The sequence below is a fragment of the Mycobacterium sp. 852002-51961_SCH5331710 genome, from assembly GCF_001665535.1.
Taxonomy (GTDB): domain Bacteria; phylum Actinomycetota; class Actinomycetes; order Mycobacteriales; family Mycobacteriaceae; genus Mycobacterium.
Genome location: NZ_LZSQ01000053.1, coordinates 85,429 through 110,917 on the forward strand (window position 1 = coordinate 85,429; position 25,489 = coordinate 110,917).

The following is a 25,489-nucleotide window of genomic DNA, read 5'->3' on the forward strand; positions in this document are numbered from 1 at the left end:
CCCTATCTCCCGTCTCTTCGCTCGCCCAGTGCGGCTCCCACCGTGTCGAGCCGGTGTGACGGACCACCCACCATGCGGGCGAGGTCCTTGATCGAGGAGTAGTAGCGGTCCATCGGATACGTGATGTCCATACCCATACCGCCGTGCAGATGATGGCAAAGCTGCATGACCGGAGGTGCCTGCGAAGCCAGCCAATAGCCGAGGATGTCGATGTCGTCGTCGGCGTCCCGGCCCTCCGACAGCCGCCACGTCACGGAATTCGAGACCAACGTCAGTGTGCGCGAGGCGATGTAGACCTCGGCCAGCTGCGCGGCGACGGTCTGGAAGGTCGACAGCGGCTTGCCGAACTGTTCCCGGCTGGCCACGTAGTCGGCGGTCAGCCGCAGGGCACCGGCGACCAGACCGGATGCGAACGCGCCGATGGCGGCCAGGGCCAGCTGGTTGACCCGGCGGGCCTGCAGGCCGTCGAGCGTGCCGTCGACCGCGGTGTCGGTGAACGTCACCGAGTACTCGTCTCCGTGGTTGGAAGTCGGGGACTTGGCGACCACCACGCCGTCGGCTTTCGGTGAGACCACAACGACAGCGGTGTCGGCCGTGACGACGAGCCAATCCGCTTGTTCCGCATAGGGAACGGCGACTTTGGTTCCGCTGAGCCGACCATCGGTGAACGTCACCGCGGGCCGATCGGGCAGCGGCGCCCCTGGCTCGTTGAGCGCGGCCGAGAGCACCGTGCCCTTCGCGACCCCAGCCAGATATCGGTCCTGCTGCTCGTCGGCCGCCGACTCGAGCAGCGGCAGCAGCCCCAAACCGAGGGTGGCCAACGCGGGGCTGATCGTGCCGTGCCTGCCGATCTCGGTGAGCGCCGTCGTTACCTCGGGGAGCCCGACGCCGTCACCGCCGAGACGCTCGGGAACCGCCAGCGCGGTCACGCCACCGGAAACCAGTGCGTCCCAGCTGTTGTCCCGGGTCAGCACCGAGGTCACCACATCGGCGACAGCCTGCTGCCCTTCGTCTGGACTGAAGTCCACCCGAATCCTCCTTGATACCGGGAAATTTCGCAGTCGCTACAACCTACGTCGTCAGCTGTGGGCCACCGGACACTTTCCGGTGTAATCCACCTGCCAGTGCTTGATGCCGTTGAGCCAGCCCGACTTGAGCCGCTCGGGCTCGCCGATGGGTTTGAGATCGGGCATGTGGTCGGCGACGGCGTTGAAGATCAGGTTGATGGTCATCTTCGCGAGATTCGCGCCGATGCAGTAGTGGGCGCCCGTACCACCGAACCCGACGTGGGGGTTGGGGTTGCGCATGATGTCGAACTGGTGCGGATTCTCGAAGACCTCTTCGTCGAAGTTGGCCGAGCGGTAGGACATCACCACCCGCTGACCCTTCTTGATCTGCACGCCTCCCAGTTCGACGTCCTCCAGAGCGGTGCGCTGGAACGCCGATACCGGCGTGGCCCAGCGGACGATCTCATCGGCGGCGGTCTCGGGGCGCTCCTTCTTGTACAGCTCCCACTGGTCGGGGTTCTGCGAGAACGCGATCATGCCGTGCGTGATCGAGTTGCGCGTGGTCTCGTTGCCGGCCACCGCGAGCATCACCACGAAGAAGCCGAACTCGTCATCGGAGAGCTTTTCTCCGTCGATGTCGGCTTCGATCAGCTTGGTGACGATGTCCTCGGTCGGGTTCTTGGCGCGGTCGGCCGCCATCGCCATCGCGTAGGTGATCAGTTCGACCGAGGACTGCGCCGGGTCGATGTGCGCGTACTCGGGGTCCTCCCCGGCGGTCATCTCGTTCGACCAGCGGAAGATCTTGTCGCGGTCGTCCTGCGGGACGCCGAGCAGTTCTGCGATGGCCTGGAGCGGCAGCTCACACGACACCTGCTCGACGAAGTCGCCGGACCCGTCGGCCGCGGCGGTTTCGGCGATCTTCTGGGCGCGGGAGCGCAGTTCGTCCTCGAGTCGCCCGACGGCGCGGGGGGTGAAGCCACGCGAGATGATCTTGCGCAGCCGGGTGTGCTGGGGCGCGTCCATGTTCAGCAGGACGGACTTCTGAACGTCGATGGCCTCACGCGTCATGTCCTGCGGCCACACCGGAATGGCGCCGTCGGGTGAGCTCCCGAAGACCTCGTTGCGCTTCGAGACCTCTTTGACGTCGGCGTGCTTGGTCACCAGCCAGTAACCCTTGTCGCCGAAGCCGCCGGTGCCGCCTGGCACGTCTACCCAGTGGATCGGCTCGGACTTGCGCAACTCGGCAAGTTCCTCGACGGGCAAGCGCTCGAGGTTGAGGCTCGCGTCGAGGAAGTCGAAATCGGCCGGGATATTCGGGCAAGGCATGGGGGAAGCTCCTCCGCAACAGTTATTGCAACATGTTCTAGTCTCAGTAAAACATGCCTTCTGCGCAGATAAAAGGCAGGTCGTCAACGCCGCTTGTCAGAGTAATGAAACGTGTTCTAGCCTGACGGAATGGGTAACCCTGTCATCGTTGAAGCCACTCGTAGCCCCATCGGTAAGCGCAACGGCTGGCTGTCCGGCCTGCATGCCACCGAGTTGCTCGGCGCCACCCAGAAGGCCCTCGTCGAGAAGGCCGGGATCGACGCGAACGACGTCGAACAGGTCATCGGAGGCTGCGTCACACAGTACGGCGAGCAGTCGAACAACATCACCCGGGTGAGCTGGCTGGTGGCCGGGCTGCCCGACCATGTCGGCGCGGTGACCGTCGACTGCCAGTGCGGCAGCGGCCAGCAGGCCAACGGGCTCGTCGCCGGCCTGATCGCCGCGGGCGCCATCGACATCGGCATCGCCTGCGGTATCGAGGCGATGAGCCGCGTCGGCCTCGGCGCGAACGCCGGCCCCGATCGCAGCATCCTGCGGCCGTCGTCGTGGGACATCGATCTGCCCGACCAGTTCACCGCCGCGGAACGAATCGCCAAGCGGCGCGGGATCACCCGCGAGGAGATCGACCGGTTCGGCTTCGAGTCACAGCTGAAGGCGAAGCAAGCGTGGGCCGAAGGCCGGTTCGACCGCGAGATCAGCGGCATCGAGGCACCCGTGCTCGACGAGCAGAAGCAGCCGACCAGTGAGCGCCACGTCGTGACGCGCGACCAGGGCCTGCGCGACACCACCCTCGAGGGCTTGGCGGCGCTGAAGCCGGTGCTCGAGGACGGCATCCACACCGCGGGCACGTCCTCGCAGATTTCGGACGGTGCGGCCGCGGTGCTGTGGATGGACAGTGATGTGGCCAAGGCCCACGGGTTGCGGCCGCGGGCCCGCATCGTGAGCCAGGCGTTGGTCGGCGCCGAGCCGTACTACCACCTCGACGGGCCGGTTCAGTCGACGGCGAAGGTGCTCGAGAAGGCCGGCATGAAGATGGGCGACATCGACATCGTCGAGATCAACGAGGCCTTCGCCTCGGTCGTGCTGTCGTGGGCGCGGGTGCACGAACCCGACATGGACCGCGTCAACGTCAACGGCGGCGCGATCGCGCTCGGGCACCCTGTCGGTAGCACCGGCAGCCGGCTGATAACCACGGCCCTGCACGAGTTGGAGCGCACCGACAAGAGCACCGCGCTGATCACGATGTGCGCCGGCGGCGCGCTGTCCACCGGCACGATCATCGAACGGATCTAGTCGCACGTCGGCCCGGAATCGACGGGCGCAGAGGAACTATGTGCGTGTTCAGTCGCGCAGCAGTGCCGGTCGCACGCGAGCATGAATGTGGTGGATCTTTCCGTCGTGCGCCGGGATGCGGAACGTTTCCTCGGTGCGGGCGCCCACGCGGCGCCCGGCGATCCTCGGCTTGGTGACGACGGTGAACGTCGCGTGCACCTCGTCCCCGTCGACGGTGAATTCGCGATCGACGATCGCCGAGATGATCCGGAACTGTAGGCCGCGATTCAGGCTGCGCCGCAGATGCGCACCCGAAAAGCCGGTCTTGAGGCCGTTTTCGATCCTGATGCAGTCCGGCGCGAAGGGGACGTCGTCGGCCCGATGGCTGACCAGCGCATCGATGTAGGATTCCGCGGCGGCGATGCGATCGGTGTCAGAGACTGTGCCCATCGACCGAGCATAGGACGACTGCCATGCCAAAGTCGCGGCCCCGGTTCACGGACACGACGGCTTCGCCCCGGCCGCTCAGGCGCCGTAGACCGGCACGGGCGGACGCGCCTTGGCGAGCAGATCGGCGACGACCGGGCCGAGTTCGGCGGGATCCCACCGAGCGCCCTTGTCGACCTGCGGCCCGTGTGCCCACCCCTCGGCGACCCGGACGATGCCGCCCTCGACCTCAAACATGCGGCCGGTGACGTCCTTGGATTCGACGCTTCCCAGCCAAACCACCAGCGGGGAGACGTTCTCCGGCGCCATCGCGTCGAAGTCCTGATCCTGGGTGGCCATCATGTCGGCGAACACCGTCTCGGTCATGCGGGTCCGAGCCGACGGCGCGATCGCGTTGACCGTGACGCCGTACCGGCCCATCTCCGCGGAAGCCACGAGGGTCAGTGCCGCGATTCCGGCCTTGGCGGCGCTGTAATTCGCCTGTCCCACACTGCCTTGCAGGCCTGCGCCCGAGCTCGTGTTGATGATCCGCGCATCGACCGGGTTGCCGGCCTTCGACTGCGCACGCCAGTAGGCCGCGGCGTGCCGCATGGTGGCGAAGTGTCCCTTGAGGTGCACGGCGATGACGGCGTCGAACTCCTCTTCACTGGTGTTGGCGAACATCCGGTCGCGGACGATGCCTGCGTTGTTCACCAGAACGTCGAGCCCGCCGAACGTATCGACCGCCGTCTGGATCAGGCCCTCGGCCTGGGCCCAGTCGGCGACATTGGCACCATTGGCGACGGCTTCCCCTCCGGCAGCGGTGATTTCGTCGACGACACTTTGCGCGGCGCTGCCGCCGCTCGCGGGTGACCCGTCGAGGCCCACGCCGATGTCGTTGACCACCACGCGGGCCCCCTCGGCGGCGAACCCAAGCGCGTGCGCGCGACCGATGCCGCCGCCCGACCCCGTGACGATGACCACTCGACCGTCGAGCAATCCCATATCTGTTGTCTCCTTGCTTTTTTGAGCGCGCTATTTGATGTCGGCAGTGGTGGTTGAAAGGTAATGCGGTGGCTCGCCGCCTCCGTGCACTTCCAGCGATGCGCCGCTGATGTAACACGCGGCGTCGGAAGCGAGGAACGCGACGGCCCAACCCACGTCGGCCGGTTTGGCGAGCCGCCCGAGGGGGACATTGCGCGAGATCGCCGCGATGGAATCCGCGTCACCGTAGAAGAGTTCGGACTGCTCGGTCTCGACCATCCCGACCACCACCGAGTTGACCCGGACCTTCGGCGCCCACTCGACGGCCAAGGTCGAGGTCAGGCTCTCCATCCCGGCTTTGGCCGCACCGTAGGGCGCGGTGCCCGGGGTGGGACGGCGTCCGCTCACACTGGCGATGTTGACGATCGACCCGCCCCGCTCCTGCTTCTGCATGAACGCGTTGGCGTGAGTGGAAACCGAGAGCGGTCCAAGGAGGTTGAGCTCCACGATCTTGCGGCTGAACTTCGCCGACGACTCGGCGGCCAGGACGTAGGGGGATCCGCCTGCATTGTTCACCACGACGTCGAGGCGGCCGTGGCGCTCGGCGATCGTCTCGATCATCGACGCGACGGCATCGTCGTCACGCACATCGCACGGATGAAACTCGTAGGGCAGACCCTCGACGGGCCGTCGGGCGCACGTGACGACCGTGGCGCCCTGATCGGCGAATACGGCGCTGACACCGGCACCGACTCCGCGCACGCCGCCGGTCACCAGCACCACCCTGCCTCCGAGGCCGAGGTTTATGTCTCGCAGGTCGGTCACTGTGCTAGCGTACCAAGCAAGTGCTTGCTTTCCTACCGAACCCAGGAAGTGCTCGGGAGCTCAGATGACAATCACTCGTACCACCACCGAACCGGGCATCGTCTCGGTCACCGTCGACTATCCGCCGGTCAACGCGATTCCTTCGCGCGGCTGGTTCGACCTTGCCGATGAGATCACCAAGGCCGGGGCCGACCCTGAGACGCACGTCGTGATCCTGCGCGCGACCGGGCGGGGCTTCAACGCCGGAGTCGACATCAAGGAGATGCAGCGCACCGAAGGCTTCACGGCGCTGATCGATGCCAACCGCGGCTGCTTCGCGGCGTTCAAGGCGGTCTACGAGTGCGCGGTCCCGGTGGTCGCTGCGGTCAACGGCTTCTGCGTCGGCGGCGGCATCGGGCTGGTCGGCAACGCGGACGTCATCGTCGCCTCCGACGACGCGACGTTCGGGCTGCCGGAAGTCGAACGCGGCGCGCTCGGCGCGGCGACGCATCTGTCGCGCCTCGTGCCGCAGCACGTGATGCGCCGGCTGTTCTTCACCGCCGCGACGGTCGATGCGGCGACGCTGCACCACTTCGGGTCGGTGCACGAGGTTGTTCCGCGCGAGGAACTCGACGAGGCCGCGCTGCGCGTCGCGCGTGACATCGCCGCCAAGGACACCCGGGTGATCCGGGCGGCCAAGGAGGCGCTGAACCTCATCGACGTCCAGCGGGTCAACTCGAGTTACCGCATGGAACAGGGCTTTACGTTCGAGTTGAACCTGGCGGGCGTCTCCGACGAGCACCGCGATGCCTTCGCGGGCACGTCGAAGGGGGAGAAGTGACAGACAAGAGAAGCACGCTCGACGCCGCCGTCTCGCAGATCCGCAGCGGCATGACGATCGGCATCGGCGGCTGGGGCTCTCGCCGCAAGCCGATGGCGTTCGTGCGGGCGCTGCTGCGCACCGACGTCGATGACCTCACCGTCGTCACCTACGGCGGACCCGATCTCGGCCTGCTGTGCTCGGCGGGCAAGGTGAAACGGGTCTACTACGGCTTCGTCTCGCTGGACTCGTCGCCGTTCTACGACCCGTGGTTCGCCAAAGCGCGCACCACCGGTGCGATCGAGGCCCGCGAGATGGACGAGGGCATGCTTCGATGCGGGCTGCAGGCGGCCGCGCAACGGCTGCCGTTCCTCCCGATCCGGGCCGGGCTCGGCAGCGACGTCCGCGCGTTCTGGGGTGACGAGCTGAAAACCGTGCGCTCCCCCTACCCCACCGGCGAGGGTTACGAGGAACTCATCGCGATGCCCGCGCTGACGCTGGATGCCGCCTTCGTGCACATGAATCTCGGCGACGCTCAGGGGAATGCGGCGTACACGGGCATCGACCCGTACTTCGACGATCTCTACCTGATGGCCGCCGAACGCCGCTTCCTTTCCGTCGAGCGGGTGGTGCAGACCGACGAGCTGGTCAAAGCGGTGCCCCCGCAGGCGCTTCTGATCAACCGGATGATGGTCGACACCGTCGTCGAAGCGCCCAACGGCGCACACTTCACGACGGCAGAACCCGACTACCGGCGCGACGAGAAGTTCCAGCGGCACTATGCAGAGGCAGCCAAGTCCGACGACACCTGGCAGGAGTTCGTCCGGACATATCTGTCCGGCACGGAGGCCGATTACCAGGCGGCGGTGCGCAAGTTCCAGGAGGCGGTGTGATGTCGGTGTCCCGCGCAGAGGTGTGCGCTATCGCGTGCGCCGAATTGTTCCGCGACGCAGGCGAGATCATGGTCAGCCCGATGACCACGATGGTCTCGATCGGCGCTCGCCTGGCCCGCCTCACCTTCTCCCCTGACATCCTGCTGACCGATGGCGAGGCCCGCCTGCTCGCCGACACCCCGGCGATCGGCGCCGCAGGCGCGATCGAGGGATGGATGCCGTTCGGCCGGGTCTTCGAGACACTGGCCTGGGGACGGCGTCACGTGGTCATGGGTGCCAACCAGATCGACCGATACGGCAACCAGAATCTGTCGGCGTTCGGGCCGCTGCAGCATCCGACCCGCCAGATGTTCGGCGTCCGCGGCGCACCGGGCAACACCATCAACCACGCGACGAGCTACTGGGTGGGCAACCATTCGAAGCGAGTCTTCGGCGACTCCGTCGATATCGTCTCCGGGATCGGTTGGGACAAGGTCGATCCCGAGAATCCGGCGTATCGGTTCGTCAATGTGTACCGCGTGGTGACGAACCTCGGCGTATTCGACTTCAACGGCCCCGACCATCAGATGCGAGCGGTGTCGCTGCATCCCGGCATCGAGCCCGAACAGGTCGCGGAGAACACCTCGTTCGAGGTGCACGGCCTGAACTCCGCCGAACAGACCCGGCTGCCCACCGAGGACGAGCAGAAGCTGATCCGTGAGGTCATCGACCCCAAGGGATTGCGGGACAAGGAAATACGGTGAGCGACCCGGGCAAGGCCAAGCTGCGCACACCGCTGACCGAACTCGTCGGCATTGAACATCCGGTCGTCCAGACCGGTATGGGCTGGGTGGCCGGTGCGCGGCTGGTGTCCGCGACCTCCAACGCCGGCGGTCTCGGAATCCTGGCGTCGGCGACCATGACCCTCGAGGAACTGCAGACCGCGGTCACCAAGGTCAAGAGCGCCACCGACAAACCGTTCGGCATCAACATCCGCGCCGATGCGGGCGACGCCGGAGAACGCATCGACCTGCTGATCCGCGAGGGCGTCAAGGTCGCGTCGTTCGCGCTCGCACCGAAACCCGATTTGATCGCCAAGCTCAAAGACGCCGGGGTCGTGGTGATTCCGTCGGTCGGGCTGGCCAAGCATGCAAAGAAGGTGGCGGGCTGGGGTGCCGACGCAGTCATCGTGCAGGGCGGAGAGGGCGGCGGTCACACCGGGCCGATCGCGACGACGCTGCTGTTGCCGTCGGTGCTCGGCGCGGTGGACATCCCCGTGGTGGCGGCGGGCGGCTTCTTCGATGGCCGCGGGCTCGCGGCGGCGCTGTCCTACGGCGCCGCGGGCGTCGCGATGGGCACTCGCTTCCTGCTGACGTCGGATTCCACTGTCCCGGATGCGGTCAAGCGGCGGTACCTCGAATCGGGCCTGGACGGCACCGTCGTGTCGACCCGCGTCGACGGCATGCCGCACCGGGTGCTGCGCACCGGCCTGGTCGAGAAGCTGGAAAGCGGGTCACAGCTGCGTGGGTTCACCGCCGCCGTCCGCAACGCGCAGAAGTTCAAGAAGATGTCGGGCATGACGTGGCGGTCGATGATCCGCGACGGCCTGGAGATGCGGCACGGCAAGGAGTTGACCTGGTCGCAGGTGGTGATGGCGGCCAACACGCCGATGTTGCTCAAAGCCGGCCTAGTCGAAGGCAATACCGACGCGGGCGTGCTCGCCTCCGGTCAGGTCGCGGGCATCCTCGACGATCTGCCGTCGTGCGCCGAGCTGATCGACACGATCGTGGCCGACGCCATCAAACGTCTGCAGAGCGCCAACGCCTATATCGAGTGAAGTATATTCCTTAAATTTGTCAAGGTGAAGCTATAGTCTTCATATGGCAAGACTGAAGGGCACTGCTTCATCGGGTCCTCGGGCCACGTTGATTGGGGATGTGGTCGGTTCGCGCCGCGCCGCCGATCGCGCGGCCACGCACCGCACGCTCAGCAATGCGCTCGCTGAGGTCGCCGGCGGAGCCATCGACGCGGCCGCGTTCACGGTCGGTGACGAGTTCCAGGGCAGCTATCCGACGGTGGGCGCGGCGATCGAAGCGGCTTTGGTCGTCCGAATGGCCGTCGCCCCCGAGATCGATGTGAGGTTCGGTATCGGCTGGGGCGCCGTCACGGTGCTGGACTCGGAGTCGGGTATCCAGGATGGGCCGGGCTGGTGGACGGCCCGCGAGGCGATCGAGTGGACCGCCTCCGCGCAGCGGCAACCAGGGCTGGCACTGGTACGTACGTCGTTTCGGGCCGAGGTCGGAAGCCGTCACGATGTCGACGCGATCAACGCGGCCCTGATTTGTCGGGACCACCTGATTGGATCGCTCGATGACCGCTCACTGAGGATTGTGAAGGGATTGTTGACCGGCAAGACGAAGAAGGACATGGCGACCGCTGAGGGCATCAGCGCGTCGGCGGTGTCCCAACGCGCGGGCCGCGACGGCTTGGACTTGATCCTGCTCGCGGCGCAGTACCTGCGAGACGTGCCGTGAGTGCGGTCGCCGTTCTGTTGATCGCGATAGGCGTCGCCGATGTCGTTCGGCGACTTGTCGATCGCGTCTGGTTGTCGGTCGCGGCGGCGCCCCTTGTCGTGGTCGGTTGCGCAGCACTGGCCGGGTTGTGGCGGTGGGGTGACATCGTGCTGCTCATCGTGGCCGCGACCGCAAGCGTCTGCTGGGTGCTGCTGTGCGAGCGAGCCGAGCGCACCGGCCGTCGACAAATAGCGCCGCTCGTCGTGTTCGGGGGCGCCCTCGGACTGCTGGTGTTGCTCGCGGGCTGGAGCTCGGAGGTGGCCGGCGTAGCGGCCAGATGGCCGTCTTGGGTTGGCATCGCGGTGTCTCCCGACCGGCTGTTGATGGTCGTCGGCGTGATGCTGATGCAACTCGTGACCGGAAATCAGTTGGTACGCTTGATTCTTGGCTCTGTCGGTTCGGTCAAGCCGGCGGGCGAGCCGCAGGCCTCGGACCGGTTGAAGGGCGGCAGACTGCTCGGTCCGATGGAGCGGGTGCTGATCCTCGGTCTGGGCCTGGCGGGCCAACTCACTGCCGCGACGGCCGTCGTCGCGGCCAAGAGCATCATTCGCTTTCCAGAGATCAACGCCCAGAAGGCACGCGAGAACGGGGGCATCGGTATCGACGAGGTCACCGAATACTTCCTCGTCGGCAGCTTCGCGAGCTGGATCGTCGCACTGGGCGGGCTGGCCCTCGCACACTGAACGGTAAGCCTTTCGATTCGCCCGTAATCCGGGCGCGGGTTTCCTACACTCGCGCCCATGAAGACGAACGCCGCCGTCCTGTGGGGACTCAACGAGCCGTGGAGCATCGAGGAGATCGACCTCGACGGTCCGAAGGAAGGCGAGGTGCTCGTCTCGTTCGAGGCGACCGGGCTGTGCCATTCAGACCACCACGTCGTCACGGGTGATTTCGCCGGTGTGCCGCTGCCGATCATCGGCGGCCACGAAGGGGCCGGTGTCGTCGTCGAACTGGGGCCGGGCGTGCGCGACCTCGAGGTCGGCGACCACGTGGTCAGCTCGTTCCTGCCCGCGTGCGGGCGCTGCCGGTGGTGCGCCAGCGGGCATCAGAACCTGTGCGACCTCGGCGCGCTGATCCTGGTCGGCCTCCAGGCCGACGGCACGTACCGGCGCAAGGTTCAAGGCAAGGACGTCGGAATCCTCTCCGGCGTCGGCAGTTTCTCCCAGTACGGGACGCTGTCGGAGGCGTCGGTGGTCAAGATCGACGACGACTTTCCACTGGCCCGGGCCTGCCTGCTGGGCTGCGGGGTGATGACGGGCTGGGGTTCGGCCGTGAACACCGCCGACGTCAGCCCCGGCGACACGGTCGTGATCATCGGCTGCGGTGGCATCGGAAGCGGTGCGATCCAGGGCGCGCGACTGGCCGGCGCGGAACACATCGTCGTGGTCGAGCTCGTGGAGGACAAGCGGGAGAAGGCATTCGAGTTCGGCGCCACTCACTTCGTGACGTCCATGCCCGAGGCCATGGAACTGGTCGGTGAGCTCACCCGCGGCGTGATGGCCGATTCCGCGCTGCTGACCATGGGCGTGCTCGAAGGCCGGATGATCGACGAGGCGCTCAACATCATCCGCAAGGGCGGCGCGGTCGTCATGACCGCGATCGCCTCGATGGCTGACGTCACGCCGACACTGTCGATGGCGATGATGACGCTGTTCCAGAAGCGGCTGTTGGGCAGCCTCTACGGCGAGGCCAATCCGCGCGCCGATATCCCGCGGCTACTCAACCTCTATCGCGACGGCAAGCTCTTGCTCGACGAAACCGTCACTGCGGAGTACAAACTCAACAACATCAACGAGGGTTACGACGACATGCTCGCGGGGCGCAACATCCGCGGTGTGATCATCCACGACCACTCGTGACGGCCGGCGGACCACAGGTGCGCTGGCTGTCGCATGTGCGGTCGGTGCTGGGTACCGAGATCCACGCCGTCCGTAATCGCAAGCTCGACCTGAATCCCGCCGATCTCACGAGATTCACGTTCCCGTTGATGTTGGGCCTTGCCGGTGTATTGGCGTTCGGCGCCGTGCCACTGGTCGTCATCCGTAGCAGTGTCAGCACCGATGACGTGCTGGTTCCGCTGGTCGGTTCGCTGGCCCTGACCGCGGTGGGCACGGCCGTGATGACTTGGCTCATCGCCATCGTCGTCTCCGGTCTTGTGCTGATGGTCTTCTACCGAACCGCACCTACGACGTCGTCGCGCCTGGTGATCCGCACGGTCGTCGACTCGTTCGACCGCGTCAGCGACACCGCGGCGCGGCTGGCCACGCTCGCCCTGGTTGCCGGACTCGTCGCGCTGGCCATCGGGCTGCCAACTCGTCGCGACGACGAGTTTGCGCATCCGGTCATCGACGACCTGCTCACCGCGCAGATCGGGGTGCTGCTGGCGGCGCTGGGCGTCGCCTACCTCGCCGAAACGGTGCGGTGCGCCGCCGAGCTGGTGGATCGGCAGTCGCTGCTGTTGGCATGGCCATGGTCGCTCGGGATCTCATGTGTCAGTTGGGTTGTCGCGACCACCATCGGCCCCTTCGAAACGACCCGCACGTTGGAGGTGCTTCTCAACGAGTGGCTCCCGGCCACGGTGAACGGGACCTCGAGGGCCGACGTCATCGCCGATCTCCTGCCCGCGAGCGCCAACTGGTGGGCGGCCGTCGCTCCGCTGCCCGTGATCACCCTGATATGGATCTTGGAGGCGCGCCGAGACAACGGGTTCGTTGAGATACGCGAGCTGATACGAAGTGAGCGCGATGACCTCAGAGGCGTTCGATGATCGTCACGTTCGCGGTTCCGCCGCCTTCACACATCGTCTGCAGGCCGTAGCGACCGCCGGTGCGCTCCAACGTGTTCAGCATTGTGGCGAAGAGCTTGGCGCCCGTCGCGCCCAGCGGATGGCCGAGTGCGATCGCCCCGCCGCTGGGGTTGACCTTGGCGGGGTCGGCGCCGGTCTCTTTCAGCCACGCCATCACGACGGGCGCAAAGGCTTCGTTGATCTCGACGGTGTCGATGTCGTCGATCGACAGGCCGGTCTTCTTCAACGCGTACTCCGTTGCAGGGATCGGCCCGGTCAACATGAACACCGGGTCCGCGCCGCGGGCGCTGATGTGGTGAATGCGGGCACGCGGCTTGAGCCCGTGCTCCTTGACGGCCTGCTCAGAGGCCAACAGCACCGCACTGGCGCCGTCGGAGATCTGGCTGGCCATCGCGGCGGTCAGCCGGCCGCCGTCCACCAGCGTCTTGAGACCGGCCATCTTCTCCAGTGAGGTGTCGCGGGGACCTTCGTCAGTGACGAAACCGTCGACCGGAATGATCTCGTTCTCGAAGTAGCCGGAGCGGATCGCCTCCTGCGCACGCTGGTGGCTCGTCAGCGAGTACTGCTCCATCTCCTCGCGGGAGATGTTCCACTTCTCCGCGATCAGCTCGGCGCCGCGGAACTGTGAGATCTCCTGGTCCCCGTACCGGTGCAGCCAGCTCTTCGATTCGTTTGTGGGAGAAGTGAATCCGAACTGCTCGGCGACGGTCATCGCCGATGAGATCGGAATCTGGCTCATGTTCTGCATTCCGCCGGCCACGATCAGGTCGGCCGTTCCGGACATGATCGCTTGTGCGCCAAAGGAAATAGCCTGCTGGCTGGACCCACACTGGCGATCGACGGTGACGCCCGGCACCTCCTCGGGGAAGCCGGCCGCTAGCCATGAGAGCCGGGCAATGTTGCCGGCCTGCGGTCCGATCGCGTCCACGCAACCGCCGATCACGTCGTCGACGGCGCCGGGATCCACGTCGACGCGGTCGAACAACCCGCGCCATCCAGCCGCGCCCAGATCCACCGGGTGGACCCCGGCCAGCGATCCGTTGCGCTTACCGACTGCGGTGCGAACAGCGTCGATGACATAGGCCTGTGAAGCTGCAGCCATGATCAGTCCTTCTCTCTTGTGATGCCACCAAGAACGATAGCGAGGTACTGACGGCCGACTTCCTCGGCCGTGAGGGGCCCGCCCGGCTGATACCAGCGGACCGAAACCCATGTCGTGTCACGGATGAACCGGTACACCAGGTCGACGTCGATGTCGGGCCGGAAGTAGCCCTCCTCGACGCCCTGGTTGAGCAGGTCGAGCCACATCTTGCGCTGCTCTTTGTTGCGCTGCTCGACGTAGGAGAACCGCTCCTGCCCGGACAGCCGCTTCGCCTCGTCCTGATAGATGACTACCTGCGCGTGCCGGTGTTCGATCGCCTCGAACGAGGTCATGAACAGGCCCTTGAGGCGCTCCAGCGGGTTGGGCTCGGTGTCGACGATCTCCTGGTACCGCGCGAACAGCCAGTCGAGGAAGCCCCGCAGGACCTCGTCGACCATTTCCTCCTTCGAGGAGAAATGGTGATACAGGCTGCCGGAGAGGATGCCCGCGGAGTCGGCGATGTCGCGCACCGTCGTCGCGCGCAGGCCGCGTTCGGCGAACATCTTCGCCGCGAGCTCGAGCAGCTCATCCCTGCGCGTCGGCGGCTGGCTAACCGACGGTTGCTTCTGTGGCACCTGACCCACTGACACAGGGTATCAACCAAGCGCTTGCTCGGCTACTGCCCGTGTGCGTTCTCAACCCGAGGTTCGGTACACATGAGCGGTGACCGACGCGCCCCACCGGCCCTCTGGATTCTGGAACCGACTGACCCGGCGCACGAAGACCGTCGTCCTCGTCGACGTCATCGTATTGGCGATCCTGCTGGTAGCGGCCGCGCTGTACTTCATGGATCCATGGTCTGATTCATCGTCGGAAACCGTCGCCACGTCGAGCACCACCACAGTCACTCCTCAGTCGCCATTACGCACTAGCTACGGCCTTGCTTGGATCATGGCAGCATGCGGCAAACGCATGGTGTTGGAGGATCCGCCACAGTCGCCGCTACCCCAAGCGATCGATTACGTCGCGTGCATTGCGCCCGGAACCATCGACACGATCGTCATCGGGGCGTACGACGACGAGGAGACCCTCGACGGTGACCTCGCCGGGATGCGCGGAGCGCACCGCCATGCCACTCACGTGGACGACAACGGCAAGCATTGGCTCGTGGTCGTCGAGGGCGACAGCGACGTGCCCCTGGAGCCCCTGAGACGCTACGGTTTCCGCATTGGTTGACCCGGAATCTGTGCGCGGAACCCTCGTGGCATCCGCTTAGGCTCGAATCATGTTCGTCGATACCGAGATGCTGCGGATGGGAGCCGACTTCTCCAAAAGCGCCGGTGAGATCGTGAAACGGGGTGCAGAGGAGTTCGCGGCCACGTCGCTGCCCGCTGGGATCTTCGGTGACTTCGACGCCGCGCACGAGTTCCACATCGCCTTGGGCCGAGCGCACGAAGCACAAGCAGCGGCCATGCGTTGGCACCACGCCGCCTTCGATGGTTTCGCCACAAAGGCCAGCGACGGAGCCACCACTTTCGATCAACGAGACGAGTACGGCGGGGCGGCGGTGCGCTCGGCCGGCGAAGCCATCAGCTGACCGACCATGACGCTCCACCTCAAGAACTTGGATCACGGGATGCTCACCGGTGCAGCCGGAGGCGATCCGTGGCAGGTCAACCGCACGGTGCAGGGCGGATCGCCGGGTGAGATCAGCGAACTGGCGATGGCGTTCCACAACGCCGCCGCCTGTACAACGGAATCGAGCAATGAATTCGCTGTCGCTCGACAACGTTTTGCCGCCGCGTGGGATCGTCAGGACGGTGGCGACCATCCGATCAACGACTCGGCGGAGGTACAGCGCGCGACCGAGTCTTTAAAGCTCAGCGACGAACAAATCCGTCGGGTCGCCGTCGATCTCCAAAACGTCTCTATGTCACTGGCCGAAGCGCAGCGCAGCGGCGACGTCGTCATCTCCAACCTCGACGCGGCGCTGAAGTGGATCGACAACCAGATCGAGCACGAACTGGCCGTCGCCGCCGCGAACGGTGAACAGGCCGACGTCGAGGGTCTGCGACAAGCGGCCGTCGACCGGACGCGAGAGGCACTGGCGTCGGTTCAGGGGGTGCGTGATACCTATTCCGAGCAGCTGGACAAGTCGCGGCTGGAGATGGCGGCCGAGGGTTACTCGCCGGATGCAATGAAAGACGCCGAAGGTCAGCAGGATTCACCGGCTACACAGCAGGCGAAGGCCGAAGCCGATCAGTACGGGAGCAGCCAACGCGAAGCCGATCGGTCGTTGGTGAACTCTCCTGGCGTATGGACGCCGGAGAAGCAGGCTGCGGCAGCGCGACTGCGGGACTACGCCATCATCAACGATCCGACCGCGAGTTCAGACCAGGTGCGTTACGCCGGGCAGCGCCTGGACGACTACCACACTTCGATCAAGCAAGGTCCGCTGCCGACCGATCCGATCCTTGGAGGTGACGCCCGCTCTCAAGCGCGGACACGATTAACGATGCAAGCCCAGCTCGTGCAAGGCCTGGTTGGGGAAGCACCGATGCCGCCGGATAAGGCCACGGCGATGGTCAATGAAACTGAAGCTCTGGCAAGGGAGTTGGTGATATCCCGTCTTCATGAGCAGTTGATGCGAGCCGGTATGTCGCCCGAAGGTGCCGCCGCTGCAACCGACAGCATGGCGCGAGGCATCGTCCCGCAAGATCTCGCGGACGCGGCATCTGCGGCCGGAAAGCCGCTCGCGGGTGGGAAGCAAGCCTTCAACTATTTCGCTGAAGCGCTGCCCACCGGGTCCCATTGGAAACCGGAAGTAGCGACCTTTTCGCCGAGCGATGTCGAAGTGCTGAAGAAGATCGGCGGCCACTTGGGCTTCGCCGGAAATGTGATAGACGCCTCCGTAGGCCTGTATGAATGGCGCACCGGCACACCTGGGTTAGAGGTTCTTTCCAAGACGGGCGGAAGCATGGCCGGGGCAATGGCTCTGGGCGCCGTCGGTGCTCAGTTCGGTCTCGTCGCTGGACCGCCCGGGGCGTTCGCGGGTGCGTTCATCCTCGGGACAGCGGGCGCGATCGGCGGCGAGGAGGCCGGTGAGCGGATCTACAGGTGGTTGGCGGGTAACTGATGAATGACTTGTTCACGGTGATTGCATTCCTTGGGCTCGCGGCCATCTTCGCGGCTCGGCTTATGAAGCCACGGACCGGACGGATCGTCTTCTGGGCGGCGACAACCATCACGTGCGTTTCTGCATTTCTGATGGCTTACCCGCCGGATTGGAGTACCGGGCTCTTGATGGCTTTCGGGATCGGATGCCTCATTATCGTCGCCGCCTACATCAACACCGAGTTCATCGTCGTTCGTGGAAAGACTCGCTCGCTCTTCGCAGAGCTCGATGCGGACGAGAACTACGGCGGAGGTCTCACCCCCAGGAAAGCCTGGTGGCTCATGACGTTGGGCGTGACGATGGCCATCTTGATCGGACTCACCTATCTCGTCACCAAGAGCTGGGAATGGGCCCCGGCTGCTTCAGTCGTCGTCGCAATCCTCGCCGGGTTATCGATGGGGTACCGCGACGCCCTGATGGGCAAGCCTGTTGCGGCCGGTCAACGACTACAGTTCGGCTTGATATCAGTAGTCACGGTGGGCATCTTCACCGTTGCATACCTTTACTTCTACATGACATGCAGGCGCAGACTGAAACAACGCCCGGCGTATGGTCGGCACGCGGACGGTAGCCGTCCCTAAGCCCGCTGGCTCGACACCGAAATGACCTCTCCAGTCAGGTAACTGGAGTACTCGCTGGCCAGGAACGCGATCGTCGCGGCGACCTCCCACGGCTCGGCCGCACGACCGAACGCCTCGCCCTCCGACAGCCGGTCCAACAGATCCGAGCTGCTGGTCTTCTCCAGGAACTTGTGCCGCGCGATGCTCGGGGACACCGCGTTGACGCGCACCCCGTACTCGACGGCCTCGACCGCGCTGCACCTCGTCAGCGCCATCACCCCGGCCTTGGCCGCCGCGTAATGCGACTGCGAATGTTGTGCGCGCCAACCTAATACGCTGGCGTTGTTGACGATCACGCCGCCGTGGTCGGCTTCGCGGAAGTACCGCAACGCCGCGCGCGTCGCACGCATCACCGAGGTCAGCGTGACATTGAGGACGCGGTCCCACTCCTCGTCGGTCATGTCGATGACCGGTGTCTGCCCGCCCAGGCCCGCATTGTTGACCAAGACGTCGAGCCGGCCCAGCCGCGCCGTTGTCGACGCGATCAGCGCATCCACCTGCGCGGTCGAGGTGACATCGCAGACGACGCTCTCGACGCGGCCCAAGCCGAGTTCCTGCAACTGATCGCGGGTCTCACCCAGCCGCCGTTCGTGGTGATCGGACACGACCACGTCGGCCCCCTCGGCCAGCGCTCGACGTGCCACCGCGGAGCCGATGCCTGTGCCGGCCGCCGCCGTCACGACGACGACCTTGCCGGTCAGTAGGCCGTGTCCCTCAATCTCTTTCGGAGCTGCAGAAAGATCCTTCGTCACCCTTTTGGTTCCCTCGGTAGGCCGAGCACCCGCTCGGCGATGATGTTGCGCTGCACCTCGTTCGACCCGCCGTAGATGGTGTCCGCCCGCGAGAACAGGAACAGCCGCTGCCACTCGTTGAAGTCGCCGTCGGTCAGCGCCAGACCTTCGCGGCCGAGCACGTCCATCGCGATCTCGCCGAGCTCGCGATGCCAGTTGGCCCACAACAGCTTCGAAACGTTGTCTTGGCCCGGTTGCTCGACGTCCATCGTCGCCAGCGCATACGACCGCATCGTCCGCAAGCCTGCCCACGACCGGGCCAACCGCTCGCGGATCAACGGATCATCCGCCGCGCCAGTGCGTTTGGCCAACTCGGCCACACCGGACAGCTCGCGTGCGTACTCGATCTGCTGCCCCAGCGTCGACACCCCGCGCTCGAACGTCAGCGTGCCCATGGCCACCCGCCAGCCGTCGCCCGGCTCGCCCACCACCAACGACGCATCCGTGCGGGCGTCATCGAAGAAGACCTCGTTGAATTCCGAATCGCCGGTCAGCTGCACGATCGGGCGGATCTCCACCCCCGGCTGATCCAACGGCACCAACAGATACGACAGGCCCGCATGCCGCTTGGAACCCTTCTCGGTGCGGGCCACGACGAAGCACCACTGCGCCCAGTGCGCCAGCGACGTCCACACCTTCTGGCCGTTGATCACCCACTGGTCGCCGTCGAGTTCGGCGGTGGTCGCCACGTTGGCGAGGTCGCTGCCCGCGCCCGGTTCGGAGTAGCCCTGGCACCACAACTCGGTGACGTCGAGGATCTTCGGAAGGAAGCGCTGCTGCTGCTCGGGGGTGCCGTACGCGATGAGCGTCGGCCCGAGCAGCTCCTCACCGAAGTGGTTGACCTTTGCCGGCGCGTTGGCGATCGCATATTCCTCGTAGAACGCGACCCGGTGCGCAACCGACAGCCCGCGCCCGCCGTGCTCTTCGGGCCAACCCAGGCACGTCAACCCGGCCGCTGCCAGATGCTGATTCCACGCTCGGCGCTCCTCGAAGGCCTCGTGCTCTCGCCCCGGCCCGCCGAGCCCCTTGAGCGCGGCGTACTCGCCGACGAGGTTGGCGGCAAGCCAGTCACGGACCTCGGCCCGGAACTCCTCGACCTCAATCACCCTTGTAGGCTAACCTACCAAGCACTTGCTTTGTTAGAGGAGCATTCGATGACGCGGGGCCACGGCCGAAGGCCAATGGACGATCGGCGGACCATCCCCGGGGTCCTCGACCGGATCGCCGACCGGTTCTCCGACCACGATGCGCTGGTCACAGACGGTCGCACCTTCACCTTCGCCCAGCTGCGCGACGAGGCTCGCAGGGCGGGCGCAGCGATGATCGCCCTCGGCATCACGACCGGTGATCGCGTCGCCATCTGGTCGCCGAACACGTGGCACTGGGTCGTCGCCTGTCTGGCCACCCACTACGCGGGCGGGGTCGTCGTCCCGCTCAACACCCGCTACACCGCGAGCGAGGCCACCGACATCTTGTCCCGCACCGGGGCGCCGTTGCTGTTCGCATCGGGTGAGTTCCTCGGCGCCGATAAGGCCGCGTCCATCGACCGCGCCGCCCTCCCGCAGCTACGCCACGTCGTCCGGGTGCCGATCGAGAAGGACGACGGCACCTGGGACGACTTCATCGCCACCGGCACCGACCTGGATGCGGTGGACACCCGCGCCGCCGCGGTACAACCCGACGACGTGTCCGACATCCTGTTCACCTCGGGCACCACCGGCCGCAGCAAGGGTGCGCTGTGCGCGCACCGGCAGTCGCTCGACGCCCCCGCGGCCTGGGCCGAGTGCGGCAGGCTCACCAGCGACGACCGCTATCTGTGCATCAACCCGTTCTTCCACAACTTCGGATACAAGGCGGGCATCCTCGCCTGCCTGCAGACCGGCGCCACGCTCATCCCCCAGCTGACGTTCGATCCCGAGAAGACGATGGCCGCCGTGCAGGAGCACCGCATCACCGTGCTGCCGGGACCGCCGACGATCTACCAGACGCTGCTCGACCATCCCAAGCGCGCCGACTACGACCTGAGCTCGCTGCGGTTCGCGGTCACCGGTGCCGCCACGATCCCGGTCGTGTTGATCGAGCGTATGCAGACCGAACTCGACATCGACATCGTGCTCACCGCGTACGGCCTCACCGAGGCGAGCGGCTTCGGCACCATGTGCCGTCCCGACGACGACGCCGTCACCGTGGCCACCACGTCCGGACGCCCCATCGCCGATTTCGAACTGCGCATTGACAACCCGGGAGAGGACGGCGCGGGCGAGGTGCTGCTGCGTGGTCCGAACGTGATGCTTGGTTACCTCGACGACCCCGAGTCCACCGCCGCGGCCATCGATCCCGAAGGCTGGCTGCACACCGGTGATGTCGGCACCGTCGACGTGAACGGCAACCTGCGCATCACCGACCGTCTCAAGGACATGTACATCTGCGGCGGGTTCAACGTGTACCCCGCCGAGATCGAGCAGGTGCTGGCACGGTTGGACGGCGTCGCCGAAGCTGCCGTGATCGGCGTGCCGGACGATCGCCTCGGCGAGGTCGGCAAGGCTTACGTCGTACTCAAGCCCGGCGCCACTCTCGCCGAGGACACCGTAATCGCCTACACCCGGCAGCATTTGGCGAACTTCAAGGCTCCCCGATCGGTGGAGTTCCTGGATGCGTTGCCACGGAACGCCGGGGGCAAGGTACTCAAACCACAGCTGCGCGAGAGGGCCGGATCTTCCTGATGGACCTTAATTTCGACGACGCCACACTCGAGTTCCAGGCCGAGGTGCGCGAGTTCCTCGCCAAGAACCGGGACTCGCTTCCGACGAAGTCCTACGACACCGCCGAAGGTTTCGAGCAGCACCGCCGCTGGGACAAGGTGCTCTTCGACGCCGGCCTGTCGGTGATCACCTGGCCCCAGAAGTACGGCGGCCGCGACGCCAGCCTGCTGCAGTGGGTGGTCTACGAGGAGGAGTACTTCCGCGCCGGCGCCCCCGGGCGCGCGAGCGCCAACGGCACGTCGATGCTGGCCCCCACGCTGTTCGCGCACGGCACCGAGGAACAACTCGACCGAGTCCTGCCGAAAATGGCCAGCGGCGAGCAGATCTGGGCCCAAGCCTGGTCGGAACCCGAGTCGGGCAGCGATCTCGCGTCGCTGCGGTCGACCGCCACCAAGACCGACGGCGGCTGGCTGCTCAACGGCCAGAAGATCTGGAGTTCGCGCGCGCCGTTCGGCGAGCGTGCGTTCGGGCTGTTCCGGTCCGACCCGGAAGCCGAGCGGCACCGTGGGCTGACCTACTTCATGTTCGACCTCAAGGCCGACGGCGTCACGGTCCGCCCGATCGCTCAGCTGGGTGGCGACACCGGCTTCGGCGAGATTTTCCTCGACGACGTCTTCGTGCCCGACAACGACGTCATCGGCGAGGTCCACCAAGGCTGGCGAGCGGCGATGAGCACGTCGAGCAACGAACGCGGAATGTCGCTGCGAAGCCCCGCCCGATTCCTGGCCCCCGCCGAACGGCTTGTGGCGCAGTGGAAACAGAACCCCGATCCCGCGATCGCCGACCGGGTCGCCGATGCCTGGATCAAGGCACAGGCCTACCGGCTGCACACGTTCGGCACCGTGACCCGCGTGGCTGCGGGTGGCGAGCTGGGCGCCGAGTCGAGTGTGACCAAGGTGTTCTGGTCCGACCTCGACGTCGCCATCCACCAGACCGCACTGGACATGCGGGGGGCGGATGCCGAGCTGGCCGACAACTGGACCGAAGGCCTTTTGTTCTCGCTCGGTGGCCCGATCTATGCGGGAACGAACGAGATCCAGCGCAACATCATCGCCGAGCGCCTGCTGGGCCTGCCGCGAAAGTAATGACATGAACTTCGAATTGGACGAACAGCAGCGCGATTTCGCCGCCAGCATCGACGCCGCTCTCGGTGCCGCCGACCTGCCTGGCGCAGTTCGGGCCTGGGCCGCCGGAGACCCCGCACCGGGCCGCAAGGTGTGGGCGCAGCTGGCTGATCTCGGTGTAACAGCACTTCTGGTGCCCGAGAAATACGACGGTATCGACGCCCATCCGGTCGATCTGGTGGTCGCCGCCGAACGGCTCGGCCGGTGGTGTGTGCCCGGGCCGGTCGCCGAATCCATCGCGGTCGCACCGGTTCTGCTCGCCGACGATGAGCGCAGCGCCGCCTTGGCGTCCGGTGAGCTGATCGCGACGGTCGCCCTGCCTCCGCAGGTGCCGCGCGCCGTCGACGCCGACACCGCGGGGCTGATACTGCTCGCCACCGACAGCGCGGTCCACGACGGCGCCGCGGGCACACAGCATGAATCGGTCGATCCGAGCCGAAAGCTGTTCGACGTCAATGCCTCCGGCGACGCCAAGCCCGCCGACGTGGCGCGGGCCTACGAGTTCGGCGTCCTGGCGACGGCGGCCCAGCTGGTGGGCGCCGGACAGGCGATGCTGGACATGTCGGTCGAATACGCCAAGCAGCGCAGTCAATTCGGCAAGGTGATCGGCAGCTACCAGGCGATCAAGCACAAGCTCGCTGATGTGCACATTGCGGTGGAGCTGGCCCGCCCGCTGGTGTACGGGGCGGCATTGTCGCTCGCCGAGGGATCCGCCGACACTGCACGCGACGTCAGCGCCGCCAAGGCCGCGGCCAGCGACGCTGCTCTGCTCGCGGCGCGGTCGGCGCTTCAGACACACGGTGCGATCGGCTTCACCCAAGAACACGACTTGTCGCTGTGGCTGCTGCGCGTTCAGGCGCTGCGCTCGGCATGGGGAGATCCCGCGTTGCACCGTCGCCGAGTCTTGGAGGCCCTCTCGTGAGCGAAGAACGCCAACTGCTGCGCGAGACGGTCGCCGCGCTGGTGGACAAACACGCCTCGCCCGCTGCGGTGCGCCGGGCGATGGAATCCGAACGCGGATACGACGAATCGTTGTGGGCGCTGCTGTGCGAACAGGTGGGCGCCGCGGCCCTGGTGGTGCCCGAGGAGCTCGGCGGTGCGGGTGGTGAGCTCGCCGACGCCGCCGTCGTGCTCGAGGAGCTCGGTAAGGCCCTGGTGCCGACGCCGCTGCTGGGCACCACCCTCGCCGAGCTGGCCCTCCTGGCGGGGGACGAACCCGATGCCGAAGCGCTCGAGGGACTCGCAGAGGGCTCGCGGTTGGGCGCTGTCGTGTTCGACGCCGGCTACGTGGTCCACGGAGACATCGCCGATGTGGTGATCGCCGCCGACGGCGAGCGGCTGTCGAGGTGGACACGGTTCACCGCGCAACGTGTCGAGGCGATGGACCTGACGCGCCGGCTGGCTCGCCTCGATGCGGACGAGACCGTCGACATCGGCGCGGACCCGGGCCTCGCCGACACCGCGGCGCTGTTGCTGGCCGCCGAGCAGATAGGCGCCGCGTCGCGCTGCCTCGATCTCACCGTGCAGTACACCAAGGACCGGGTGCAGTTCGGCAGACCGATCGGCAGCTTCCAGGCGCTCAAACACCGAATGGCGGACCTCTACGTCGCTGTGCAGAGCGCACGCGCCGTCGTCGACGAGGCGATCGCCGCGCCGTCACCGACGTCGGCAGCGCTGGCCCGGTTCACGGCCAGCGAGGCCTTCACGAAGGTCGCCGCGGAGGCGGTCCAGATGCACGGCGGCATCGCGATCACCTGGGAGCACGACATCCAGCTGTACTTCAAGCGTGCGCACAGTAGCGCCCAGCTGCTCGGTCCTGCGCGCGACTACCTGCGCAGGCTCGAATCCGAAGTGTTCTAGCGTTGGACCCGTGAGCGCATCGCTGCGTGCCGGAATACCGCCTTTCTACGTCATGGACGTGTGGCTGGCCGCCGCCGAGCGCCAGCGCAGTCATGGTGACCTCGTGAACCTGTCCGCGGGCCAGCCCAGCGCGGGTGCCCCAACGGCAGTTCGGGCGGCGGCCAAGGCGGCCCTGGAGACCGACGTCCTGGGTTATACGGTCGCGCTCGGGATCCCGGAGCTGCGTGCGGCGATTGCGAGTTCCTACCTGGATCGGCATGGGCTGCACGTGAATCCCGACGACGTGGTGATCACCACCGGTTCGTCGGGTGGATTCCTGTTGGCGTTTCTCGCCTGTTTCGACGTCGGTGACCGGGTCGCGATCGCGAGCCCGGGCTACCCCTGCTACCGCAACATCCTCTCCGCGCTGGGCTGTGAGGTCGTCGAGATGCCATGTGGTCCCGAGACGCGCTTCCAGCCGACGGTGCAGATGCTCGAGAGTCTCGACCCGCCTGTCAACGGTGTCATCGTCGCCAGCCCCGCCAACCCCACCGGCACGGTGATTCCGTCCGAAGAACTGTCCGCGATCGCTTCCTGGTGTGCGTCGCGGGGCGTAAGGCTAATCAGCGATGAGGTGTATCACGGGCTGGTCTACGAGGGTGCGCCGACCGCGAGCTGCGCCTGGGCGACATCGCGGGATTCGATTGTGGTGAACAGCTTTTCGAAGTACTTCGCGATGACGGGGTGGCGGCTCGGCTGGCTGCTCGTTCCCGACGAACTCCGGCGCGCGGTCGACCGTTTGACCGGAAACTTCACGATTTGCCCACCCACGTTGCCGCAGTACGCCGCGGTCGCCGCGTTCACCCCGGAGTCGATCGCCGAATCCGACGCACTGCTCCACCATTACGCCGCCAACCGCGCGATGCTGCTCGACGGCTTGCGCGCCCTGGGAATCGACCGGCTGGCTCCCACCGATGGTGCGTTCTATGTGTACGCCGACGTCTCGCACCTGACCTCGGATTCGTTGTCGTTCTGTTCGAAATTGCTCGCCGACACCGGAGTTGCGATCGCGCCCGGCATCGACTTCGATCCGACCCGTGGCGGTTCCTTCGTCAGGCTGTCGTTCGCGGGGCCGTCGTCGGACATCGAGGAGGCGCTGCGTCGTATCGGTGCCTGGCTGGGCTGAGCTCGTCCGCTCAACAGGCCT

The 25,489-nt window shown here is 66.3% G+C and carries 27 protein-coding genes; 18 read left to right on the forward strand and 9 right to left on the reverse strand.

Features of this window, described 5'->3' with window-relative positions:
• Positions 1-2: 2 nt before the first annotated feature.
• Positions 3-1,028 carry an acyl-CoA dehydrogenase family protein gene (locus tag A5752_RS08950; RefSeq protein WP_067084400.1) on the reverse strand — a complete coding sequence of 342 codons (1,026 nt, stop codon included), beginning with the start codon at positions 1,026-1,028 and terminating at the stop codon, positions 3-5.
• A 51-nt stretch (positions 1,029-1,079) separates the two neighbouring features.
• Positions 1,080-2,333 carry a cytochrome P450 gene (locus A5752_RS08955; protein ID WP_067084402.1) on the reverse strand — a complete coding sequence of 418 codons (1,254 nt, stop codon included), beginning with the start codon at positions 2,331-2,333 and terminating at the stop codon, positions 1,080-1,082.
• Positions 2,334-2,462: 129 nt separating this feature from the next.
• On the opposite strand from A5752_RS08955, the gene A5752_RS08960 reads away from it, so the two are divergent.
• A complete protein-coding gene (locus A5752_RS08960) occupies positions 2,463-3,626 on the forward strand; it encodes a steroid 3-ketoacyl-CoA thiolase (RefSeq protein ID WP_067084404.1) in 1,164 nt (387 codons plus the stop codon).
• Positions 3,627-3,674: 48 nt separating this feature from the next.
• On the opposite strand, the gene A5752_RS08965 is transcribed toward A5752_RS08960, so the two are convergent.
• From A5752_RS08965 to A5752_RS08975, 3 genes are all read right to left on the reverse strand, one after another.
• Positions 3,675-4,055 carry a DUF8021 domain-containing protein gene (locus A5752_RS08965; protein WP_067084406.1) on the reverse strand — a complete coding sequence of 127 codons (381 nt, stop codon included), beginning with the start codon at positions 4,053-4,055 and terminating at the stop codon, positions 3,675-3,677.
• 75 nt (positions 4,056-4,130) lie between these two features.
• Positions 4,131-5,036 carry an SDR family oxidoreductase gene (locus tag A5752_RS08970; RefSeq protein WP_067084408.1) on the reverse strand — a complete coding sequence of 302 codons (906 nt, stop codon included), beginning with the start codon at positions 5,034-5,036 and terminating at the stop codon, positions 4,131-4,133.
• Positions 5,037-5,066: 30 nt separating this feature from the next.
• A complete protein-coding gene (locus A5752_RS08975) occupies positions 5,067-5,840 on the reverse strand; it encodes an SDR family oxidoreductase (protein ID WP_082963812.1) in 774 nt (257 codons plus the stop codon).
• Positions 5,841-5,904: 64 nt separating this feature from the next.
• Here A5752_RS08975 and echA20 point away from each other — a divergent pair, with 64 nt between their 5' ends.
• From echA20 to A5752_RS09015, 8 genes are read left to right on the forward strand one after another with little or no spacing between them, the layout of a single operon-like run.
• Positions 5,905-6,660 (forward strand): (7aS)-7a-methyl-1,5-dioxo-2,3,5,6,7,7a-hexahydro-1H-indene-carboxyl-CoA hydrolase, encoded by a 756-nt coding sequence (echA20, locus tag A5752_RS08980; RefSeq protein ID WP_067084411.1) that lies wholly within the window; start codon positions 5,905-5,907, stop codon positions 6,658-6,660.
• Positions 6,657-7,532, forward strand: a complete 876-nt coding sequence (gene ipdA / locus A5752_RS08985; RefSeq protein WP_067084413.1) for a cholesterol ring-cleaving hydrolase subunit IpdA — start codon at positions 6,657-6,659, stop codon at positions 7,530-7,532. Before echA20 ends, ipdA begins: the two co-directional genes overlap by 4 nt.
• Complete coding sequence (gene ipdB / locus A5752_RS08990) at positions 7,532-8,275, forward strand: cholesterol ring-cleaving hydrolase subunit IpdB (RefSeq protein ID WP_197500581.1); 744 nt, start codon at positions 7,532-7,534, stop codon at positions 8,273-8,275. Before ipdA ends, ipdB begins: the two co-directional genes overlap by 1 nt.
• Positions 8,272-9,348, forward strand: a complete 1,077-nt coding sequence (ipdC, locus tag A5752_RS08995) for a (3aS,4S,5R,7aS)-5-hydroxy-7a-methyl-1-oxo-octahydro-1H-indene-4-carboxyl-CoA dehydrogenase (protein WP_067084417.1) — start codon at positions 8,272-8,274, stop codon at positions 9,346-9,348. The genes ipdB and ipdC overlap by 4 nt, the downstream gene beginning before the upstream one ends.
• A gap of 43 nt (positions 9,349-9,391) precedes the next feature.
• Positions 9,392-10,045, forward strand: coding sequence for a SatD family protein (locus A5752_RS09000; RefSeq protein WP_067084419.1), 654 nt, complete (start codon positions 9,392-9,394; stop codon positions 10,043-10,045).
• Complete coding sequence (locus A5752_RS09005) at positions 10,042-10,767, forward strand: hypothetical protein (RefSeq protein ID WP_067084421.1); 726 nt, start codon at positions 10,042-10,044, stop codon at positions 10,765-10,767. Before A5752_RS09000 ends, A5752_RS09005 begins: the two co-directional genes overlap by 4 nt.
• Positions 10,768-10,824: 57 nt before the next feature.
• Entirely contained in the window at positions 10,825-11,943 is a 1,119-nt protein-coding gene (locus tag A5752_RS09010) for an NDMA-dependent alcohol dehydrogenase (RefSeq protein WP_067084422.1), read from the forward strand.
• Positions 11,940-12,851, forward strand: a complete 912-nt coding sequence (locus tag A5752_RS09015; protein WP_067084424.1) for a hypothetical protein — start codon at positions 11,940-11,942, stop codon at positions 12,849-12,851. The genes A5752_RS09010 and A5752_RS09015 overlap by 4 nt, the downstream gene beginning before the upstream one ends.
• On the opposite strand, the gene fadA6 is transcribed toward A5752_RS09015, so the two are convergent.
• Both fadA6 and kstR2 read right to left on the reverse strand, forming a co-directional pair.
• Complete coding sequence (gene fadA6, locus A5752_RS09020) at positions 12,835-13,992, reverse strand: steroid 3-ketoacyl-CoA thiolase FadA6 (RefSeq protein ID WP_067084427.1); 1,158 nt, start codon at positions 13,990-13,992, stop codon at positions 12,835-12,837. The genes A5752_RS09015 and fadA6 overlap by 17 nt on opposite strands.
• 2 nt (positions 13,993-13,994) lie before the next feature.
• Complete coding sequence (gene kstR2, locus A5752_RS09025) at positions 13,995-14,606, reverse strand: TetR family transcriptional regulator KstR2 (RefSeq protein WP_082963813.1); 612 nt, start codon at positions 14,604-14,606, stop codon at positions 13,995-13,997.
• A gap of 88 nt (positions 14,607-14,694) precedes the next feature.
• On the opposite strand from kstR2, the gene A5752_RS09030 reads away from it, so the two are divergent.
• The 4 genes from A5752_RS09030 to A5752_RS09045 are packed head-to-tail and all read left to right on the forward strand — an operon-like array spanning position 14,695 to position 17,727.
• A complete protein-coding gene (locus tag A5752_RS09030) occupies positions 14,695-15,207 on the forward strand; it encodes a hypothetical protein (protein WP_067084428.1) in 513 nt (170 codons plus the stop codon).
• 49 nt (positions 15,208-15,256) lie between these two features.
• Positions 15,257-15,568 carry a DUF2563 family protein gene (locus tag A5752_RS09035; protein ID WP_067084430.1) on the forward strand — a complete coding sequence of 104 codons (312 nt, stop codon included), beginning with the start codon at positions 15,257-15,259 and terminating at the stop codon, positions 15,566-15,568.
• Between the two features lie 6 nt (positions 15,569-15,574).
• Positions 15,575-17,107: a putative alpha/beta hydrolase gene (locus tag A5752_RS09040; RefSeq protein WP_067084432.1), complete on the forward strand. Its 1,533-nt coding sequence runs from the start codon at positions 15,575-15,577 to the stop codon at positions 17,105-17,107.
• Positions 17,107-17,727, forward strand: a complete 621-nt coding sequence (locus tag A5752_RS09045) for a hypothetical protein (RefSeq protein ID WP_067084434.1) — start codon at positions 17,107-17,109, stop codon at positions 17,725-17,727. The genes A5752_RS09040 and A5752_RS09045 overlap by 1 nt, the downstream gene beginning before the upstream one ends.
• On the opposite strand, the gene ipdF is transcribed toward A5752_RS09045, so the two are convergent.
• Complete coding sequence (ipdF, locus tag A5752_RS09050) at positions 17,724-18,518, reverse strand: (5R,7aS)-5-hydroxy-7a-methyl-1-oxo-2,3,5,6,7,7a-hexahydro-1H-indene-carboxyl-CoA reductase (protein ID WP_067084436.1); 795 nt, start codon at positions 18,516-18,518, stop codon at positions 17,724-17,726. The two genes, A5752_RS09045 and ipdF, sit on opposite strands and share 4 nt — an antisense overlap.
• Positions 18,515-19,663, reverse strand: a complete 1,149-nt coding sequence (gene ipdE1 / locus A5752_RS09055) for an acyl-CoA dehydrogenase IpdE1 (RefSeq protein ID WP_067084438.1) — start codon at positions 19,661-19,663, stop codon at positions 18,515-18,517. The genes ipdF and ipdE1 overlap by 4 nt, the downstream gene beginning before the upstream one ends.
• A 75-nt stretch (positions 19,664-19,738) precedes the next feature.
• Here ipdE1 and fadD3 point away from each other — a divergent pair, with 75 nt between their 5' ends.
• Genes fadD3 through A5752_RS09080 form a run of 5 tightly spaced genes read left to right on the forward strand, consistent with a single transcriptional unit; the run spans position 19,739 to position 25,468 of the window.
• Positions 19,739-21,280 carry a 3-((3aS,4S,7aS)-7a-methyl-1,5-dioxo-octahydro-1H-inden-4-yl)propanoate--CoA ligase FadD3 gene (gene fadD3, locus A5752_RS09060; protein ID WP_067084440.1) on the forward strand — a complete coding sequence of 514 codons (1,542 nt, stop codon included), beginning with the start codon at positions 19,739-19,741 and terminating at the stop codon, positions 21,278-21,280.
• Positions 21,280-22,404, forward strand: coding sequence for an acyl-CoA dehydrogenase family protein (locus tag A5752_RS09065; RefSeq protein WP_067084442.1), 1,125 nt, complete (start codon positions 21,280-21,282; stop codon positions 22,402-22,404). The genes fadD3 and A5752_RS09065 overlap by 1 nt, the downstream gene beginning before the upstream one ends.
• Positions 22,405-22,408: 4 nt before the next feature.
• Positions 22,409-23,365, forward strand: coding sequence for an acyl-CoA dehydrogenase family protein (locus A5752_RS09070; RefSeq protein WP_067084446.1), 957 nt, complete (start codon positions 22,409-22,411; stop codon positions 23,363-23,365).
• Positions 23,362-24,303, forward strand: coding sequence for an acyl-CoA dehydrogenase IpdE2 (gene ipdE2, locus A5752_RS09075; RefSeq protein WP_067084448.1), 942 nt, complete (start codon positions 23,362-23,364; stop codon positions 24,301-24,303). The genes A5752_RS09070 and ipdE2 overlap by 4 nt, the downstream gene beginning before the upstream one ends.
• 52 nt (positions 24,304-24,355) lie before the next feature.
• Positions 24,356-25,468: a pyridoxal phosphate-dependent aminotransferase gene (locus A5752_RS09080; RefSeq protein WP_197500585.1), complete on the forward strand. Its 1,113-nt coding sequence runs from the start codon at positions 24,356-24,358 to the stop codon at positions 25,466-25,468.
• The last annotated feature ends 21 nt before the right edge of the window (positions 25,469-25,489 follow it).